Source organism: Streptomyces sp. NPDC048411 (assembly GCF_040704695.1).
In the GTDB taxonomy this organism is placed as follows: Bacteria; Actinomycetota; Actinomycetes; order Streptomycetales; family Streptomycetaceae; genus Streptomyces.
The window spans coordinates 1-6433 of the sequence record NZ_JBEZKL010000233.1 but is presented as its reverse complement, the minus strand read 5'-3'; the positions used below and the strand labels follow the sequence as shown (position 1 = coordinate 6433).

2 protein-coding genes and 1 riboswitch are annotated in these 6433 nt (G+C 72.0%); both genes read right to left on the bottom strand.

What is annotated here, in order from left to right; genetic code table 11:
• Positions 1 to 522 precede the first annotated feature (522 nt).
• Positions 523 to 2148 (bottom strand): adenosine deaminase, encoded by a 1626-nt coding sequence (locus AB0915_RS37750; protein ID WP_366695728.1) that lies wholly within the window; start codon positions 2146 to 2148, stop codon positions 523 to 525.
• 336 nt (positions 2149 to 2484) lie between these two features.
• Complete coding sequence (gene cobN / locus AB0915_RS37745; protein WP_366695729.1) at positions 2485 to 6084, bottom strand: cobaltochelatase subunit CobN; 3600 nt, start codon at positions 6082 to 6084, stop codon at positions 2485 to 2487.
• A gap of 71 nt (positions 6085 to 6155) precedes the next feature.
• Positions 6156 to 6293, bottom strand: a riboswitch (cobalamin riboswitch).
• Positions 6294 to 6433 lie beyond the last annotated feature (140 nt).

Sequence of the window (6433 nt, the reverse complement as noted above, 5' to 3'; positions counted from 1 at the left end):
AGCCCGGCCCGTGCGGGATCACCCGTGGTGTCCAGCACGAACCAGGGAATCGCGATCAGGGCGATCCGGTTTCCCGCGACCGACACCGCCTCGGCCGCCAAGACAGCGCCAAGCGCTCGCCGCGCCACAGCCGTTGACGTGCCAGAAGAACTCACCTGGTTACCGGCTCCCGACCCATGATGGTGGCCTGGTCAGTCGGAAAGTACCAGTCCAAGGGGTCGGGCTGCCTACCGAAGTGCCCACAAATACGCCGCTGCCGCCTGGTCATCCTGCCGGCGGTGTGCACGGCCATCCGATCGTGGTCGTTCGGCCTGATCCACCGGCGAACGAACTCATGCTCCGCACGGCCTACGTGAGGTGAGGGAGGGGGTTCGGCCTCTGACCTGCAAGGGAGCGCCCCGTCCGGTTCCGACCGGGCGGGGCGCTCCCTCGTTGACGGGTAACCCGCCACGCGCACGGGCGTCCTCCGGCATACGCATGTGCCGGAGGGCGCCCGTGGTGTCCGGAGCGGGTGTGTGTCCGTCAGCCTGCCGTGGTGGCTGCGATCCGCCGTTCGAAGGCCGCGAACGCGGCTTCCTGGCGCCACTGGACCCGCGCCTTGGTGCTGGCGTCCAGGAGGCGCCGGCACTGCTGCCGGGGGTTGTGCGTACCGGGAATGTCGTGGCGGCAGGCGCCGGCGAGACGGTAGCCGCCCCGGGTCGGGTTGCCCTGCCAGAGACTGGTGCCCGGCAGGAAGGCGTACTCCAGGGAGGCCCGGGCGAGGTCCTTCAGGTCGCGGTAGCCGAGGCGGTACGTCGTGGCGGCGTACTGGTACTCGTGGCTGATGTCGATCCGGGAGACGCCGGGATCGTCGGTGGCCAGCACGACAGGCACGCCGTAGGACCGGTAGGTGGTGAAGGGGTGGTCGGCGCCCTTGACCCCGAGGATCTGCGCGTTGCTGCTGAACGGGACCTCGACCGCGATCTGGCGGGCGGCCATGGTGCGGGCGAGCTGCTGCCAGTTGTCCTCGTGGACCAGGTCGACACCGTGGCCGACGCGCTCGGCGTGTGCGATGTTCACGGCCTCACCGATGTGGAAGGTCAGGTCCTCGGGCTTGACCAGGCCGGGCCACAACTCGCCCGCATGCAGGGTGATGTGCGCCTTGGGGTATACGCGGTGCAGGTAGTCGAGCATCCGCATCTGCAGGCTGTAGTTCTGCAGGGAGCTGTCCCAGTCCTCCGGCTGCACCAGATTCACGGCGACGAACCGCTTGTCCCGTTCGGCGAGGCGCAGTCCCAGGGCCATCTGCGTGAAGACCCGCTCGGGTGAACTGCCGCGCGACACCTGGGAGATCCACCGCACCGGCAGCCGGCAGCCGGCCTCCGCGCGGGGCGTGCCGCACTGTGCTGCCGTGCGGAACTCCGCGTCGGACTCGTCCGTCTCCCGGCTCGCCTCGGCGACCAGCTTGTCGAGCTTGCCACCGGCCAGCAGCTTGCCATGCAGCTTTGCCAGGTCCGGGTCCCAGCCGACCTCGGCGGCGAGATTCTTCGCGCCGTCCGACGCGGGGGTCACCATCGTCTCCAGATAGAACTGGTTCTGCCTCGCGACGGTGTTGGCCACTTCGGCGAGGAGCTTGCCCCGGTGGCGCCAGGTGACCTCGCCGAACTTCCCGAACGTGTCGAAGAAGTGGTCGTGCCCCGACTGCCCCGGCGGGAAGTCCTGCATGGACCACGCCCGCAGCACCGAGCGGCGGAAGGGGCCGTCGGTCAGGGCGTCCGACGCCGGCCGCCGGCCGGGATCGCACGGCGGCTGCACCGCGGTCAGCGTCGTCTCGTCGATGCACAGACCGTCTTCCGCGGCGAGCGAGATCAGGTACTCGGTCGAGACGGCGCCGGACAGGTGGTTGTGCAGGTCCCCTCCCTTCGGCAGTGCCGTGAAGAAGGCCCTCAGCGCGGCCGGATCGTGCCGGATCGCGGCGAGCCGCGCGGAGACCAGGGACTCCCCACGGGTGGGCAGGAGCGCGGCAGCGGGGGACCGAGTGGCGGCCACCGGCTGCGCGGCGGCGGGCAGCGAGCCCGGCAGCAAGGACAGGACGGCGAGGGCGCCGAGCCCGATCGGGGCCAGGAGGCCACGCGGGCGGCGCACGGAGCGGCGGTTCACGGAGATCACCTGCGCATGATCCCGAGTTCCGCCGACGCTGAACGCGCGACGGGCGGTCACCCGGCCGGGACCACCCGGCCGAGTGATCACGCCAGACGTCCTGCCGATTCTTCCCGGTGGTCCACGAGCGTCCGGTGCGCGCACCTGTTCGTCGGCCGCCTGCTCCTCGGCCGGCGCGGGTCCGGTACGGCCTGTGCCCTCACGGCCGGCCGGCCGGGCGGCTCACGCATGACCGGCGGCGGTGCGGTCGGACCGGGCACCGGGGAAGCCGACGAGAGGGCGGCGCGGGTGGGTGTGGCGCCCCGTGCGGAACGGAGCGCCACACCCACGTACGCCTGTCGGCCCTCAGTCCTCGCCCTCCAGGTCCCCCTCCGTCTCCAGGAACGCCTGGCGCAGCGCCTCCAGTACCGCAGGGTCCGGCTTGGCCCACATGCCGCGGGACTCGGCCTCCAGGAGGCGTTCCGCGATGCCGTGCAGGGCCCAGGGGTTGGCCTGCTGCAGGAATTCGCGGTTGGTCGGGTCGAGGACGTACGTCTCGGTGAGCTTGTCGTACATCCAGTCGGCGACCACGCCCGTTGTCGCGTCGTAGCCGAAGAGGTAGTCGACCGTGGCGGCGAGTTCGAAGGCGCCCTTGTAGCCGTGGCGGCGCATCGCCTCGATCCACTTGGGGTTGACCACGCGGGCGCGGAAGACGCGGGACGTCTCCTCGACGAGGGTGCGGGTGCGGACCGTCTCCGGGCGGGTGGAGTCGCCGATGTACGCCTCCGGGGCGGTGCCGCGCAGGGCGCGGACCGTGGCCACCATGCCGCCGTGGTACTGGAAGTAGTCGTCCGAGTCCGCGATGTCGTGCTCGCGGGTGTCCGTGTTCTTGGCGGCCACGGCGATGCGCTTGTACGCCGTCTCCATCTCGTCGCGGGCCGGGCGCCCGTCGAGTTCGCGGCCGTAGGCGTAACCGCCCCAGACGGTGTAGACCTCGGCGAGGTCGGCGTCGGTGCGCCAGTCGCGGCTGTCGATGAGCTGGAGGAGACCCGCTCCGTAGGTACCGGGGCGGGAGCCGAAGATGCGGGTGGTGGCCCGGCGTTCGTCGCCGTGTTCGGCGAGGTCGGCCTGGGCGTGCGCCCGGATGTGGTTCTGCTCGGCCGGTTCGTCGAGGGAGGCGGCGAGACGTACCGCGTCGTCGAGCAGGCCGATGGTGTGCGGGAACGCGTCCCGGAAGAAGCCGGAGATGCGCAGCGTCACATCGATGCGCGGGCGGCCCAGCTCGGCGAGGTCGATCGGTTCCAGGCCGGTGACGCGGCGTGAGGCGTCGTCCCAGACCGGGCGGATGCCGAGCAGTGCCAGTGCCTCGGCGACGTCGTCGCCGGAGGTGCGCATCGCGCTGGTGCCCCACAGGGAGAGGCCGACCGAGGTGGGCCACTCGCCGTTGTCGGTGCGGTAGCGCTCCAGGAGCGAGTCGGCCAGGGCCTGACCGGTCTCCCAGGCGAGGCGGGACGGGACCGCCTTCGGGTCGACGGAGTAGAAGTTGCGGCCGGTCGGCAGGACGTTGACCAGGCCGCGCAGCGGGGATCCGGAGGGGCCCGCCGGGACGAAGCCGCCGTTCAGGGCGTGGACGGTGTGGTCGAGTTCGGCGGTGGTGGCGGACAGCCGGGGGACCACCTCGCGGGCGGCGAAGTCGAGGATGTCCGCGACCGGTCGGGGATGCGATGCCGTGACGGTCGCGACCGCCGCCGGGTCCCAGTCCGCGTCCTCCATCGCCTGGACCAGGGCGCGTGCATGCTCCTCGGCCTCGTCGGCGGTGGTGCGGGTGGCAGTGGACTCGTCCAGCCCGAGTGCCTCGCGCAGGCCGGGCAGCGACGCCGTACCGCCCCAGATCTGGCGGGCGCGCAGGATCGCCAGGACCAGGTTGACCCGGTCCGCACCGGCCGGGGCACCGCCCAGGACGTGCAGGCCGTCGCGGATCTGGGCGTCCTTGATCTCGCAGAGCCAGCCGTCCAGATGCATGATGAACTCGTCGAAACCCTCGTCGTCCGGGCGGTCGTCGAGCCCGAGGTCGTGGTCGAGCTTGGCGGCCTGGATCAGGGTCCAGATCTGGGCGCGGATCGCGGGCAGTTTCGCCGGGTCCATCGCGGCGATCTGGGCGTGTTCGTCGAGGAGTTGCTCCAGGCGCGCGATGTCGCCGTAGCTGTCCGCGCGGGCCATCGGCGGCACGAGGTGGTCGATCAGGGTGGCGTGGACGCGGCGCTTGGCCTGCGTGCCCTCGCCCGGGTCGTTCACCAGGAACGGGTAGACGAGCGGGAGATCGCCCAGTGCCGCGTCCGGGCCGCAGTCCGCGGACAGGCCCGCGTTCTTGCCGGGCAGCCACTCCAGGTTGCCGTGCTTGCCGAGGTGGATCATCGCGTCGGCCCCGAAACCGCCGTCGTCCCGCGCCGCCGCGATCCAGCGGTACGCGGCCAAGTAGTGGTGCGAGGGCGGCAGATCGGGGTCGTGGTAGATCGCGATCGGGTTCTCGCCGAAGCCGCGCGGCGGCTGGATGAGAATGAGGAGGTTCCCGCGGCGCAGGGCGGCGAGCACGATGTCGCCCTCCGGATTGCGGGAGCGGTCCACGAACATCTCGCCGGGCGGCGGACCCCAGTGCCGCTCGACGGCGTCGCGGAGCCCGTCCGGGAGCGTGGCGTACCAGCGCCGGTAGTCGGCGGCCGGGATACGGACCGGGTTGCGGGCCAGCTGCTCCTCGGTCAGCCACTCCTGGTCGTGGCCGCCGGCCTCGATCAGGGCGTAGATCAGCTCGTCGCCGTCGCCGGAGACCAGGCCGGGGAGTTCGTCCTCGGGCCCGAAGTCGTAGCCCTCGGCGCGCAGTCGCCGCAGCAGGGCGACGGCGCTGGCGGGGGTGTCGAGCCCGACGGCGTTGCCGATACGGGAGTGCTTGGTCGGGTAGGCGGAGAGGACGAGTGCCAGGCGCTTGTCCCCGGCCGGGATGTGGCGAAGCCGTGCGTGGCGTACGGCGATTCCGGCGACGCGTGCCGCGCGTTCGGTGTCGGCGACGTACGCGGGCAGCCCGTCCTCGTCGATCTCCTTGAAGGAGAACGGGACGGTGATCAGCCGGCCGTCGAACTCGGGGACCGCGATCTGACTGGCCGCGTCGAGCGGGGAGACACCCTCGTCGTTGTCCTCCCAGTCGCTGCGCGAGCTGGTCAGGCAGAGAGCCTGCAGGATCGGTACGTCGAGTCCGGTGAGCGCACCCGCGTCCCAGGACTCGTCGTCGCCGCCCGCCGATGCCTCGGCGGGCCGGGTGCCGCCCGCGGCGAGGACGGTGGTGACGATGGCGTCGGCGGCGCGCAGTTCGTCGATGAGTGCGGGTTCCGGGGTACGCAGCGAGGCGACGTACAGGGGGAGGGCGCGGGCGCCCGCGTCCTCGATCGACCGGCAGAGCGTGTCGACGAACGCGGTGTTCCCGCTCATGTGGTGGGCGCGGTAGTAGAGCACCGCGATGGTCGGGCCGTCACAGGCGCGCGCGGTGCGCTCCAGGGGGCCCCAGGACGGTGCGGGCGCCGGGGGCTCGAAGCCGTGGCCGGTCAGCAGCACGGTGTCGGAGAGGAACCGGGCCAACTGGTCCAGGTTGGCCGGGCCGCCGTGCGCCAGGTAGGCGTGGGCCTCGGCGGCGATCCCGATCGGGACGGTGGAGGCGGCCATCAGCTGGGCGTCGGGGGCCTGTTCGCCGGTGAGGACGACGACCGGCCTGCCGGTGGCGAGGACCTGGTCGAGGCCTTCCTGCCAGGCGCGGACACCGCCGAGGAGGCGTACGACGACGAGGTCGGTGCCGTCGAGGAGAGCGGGAAGGTCGTCGAGCGGCAGGCGCGAGGGGTTGGCGTAGCGGTAGGTCACCGGACCGTCCGCGGCGCGGGCGCTGAGCAGGTCGGTGTCGGACGTCGACAGGAGCAGGATCATGCGGCGTCGGGCCTTCCTCGGGGTGTCCACGCCCCGGGCGGTGTCGGAATGGGGTCTCCCCTGCTCGAGCGGCGTCGAGAGCTTGGGGAAGGGAGTTCCTGACTCGCCCGGCCGCCCAGGCCGGACTCACAGTGGCGGGACCGCGCCGGACTCGCACCGGGCTTCCTCCCCTATCGCCGTCTTAGAGGCCTCGCACGTAGGTGGGGCGGCGTCGCGTGCCGATGGGCGGCGCCTGGCGGCGTTGTCGTCGGTCGACGACGCTCCGCGTCGCCTCCCTCCTCCGCCTTGCCAGGCTTGCCCCTCGCCCCGCTCCTTCCTCCACCCCACCTACGTGCGAGGCCTCTTAGGC

Bases quoted from the DNA above. Each gene is read 5' to 3' on its own strand.
- cobN (WP_366695729.1), bottom strand. From the start codon at position 6,084: ATGATCCTGCTCCTGTCGACGTCCGACACCGACCTGCTCAGCGCCCGC.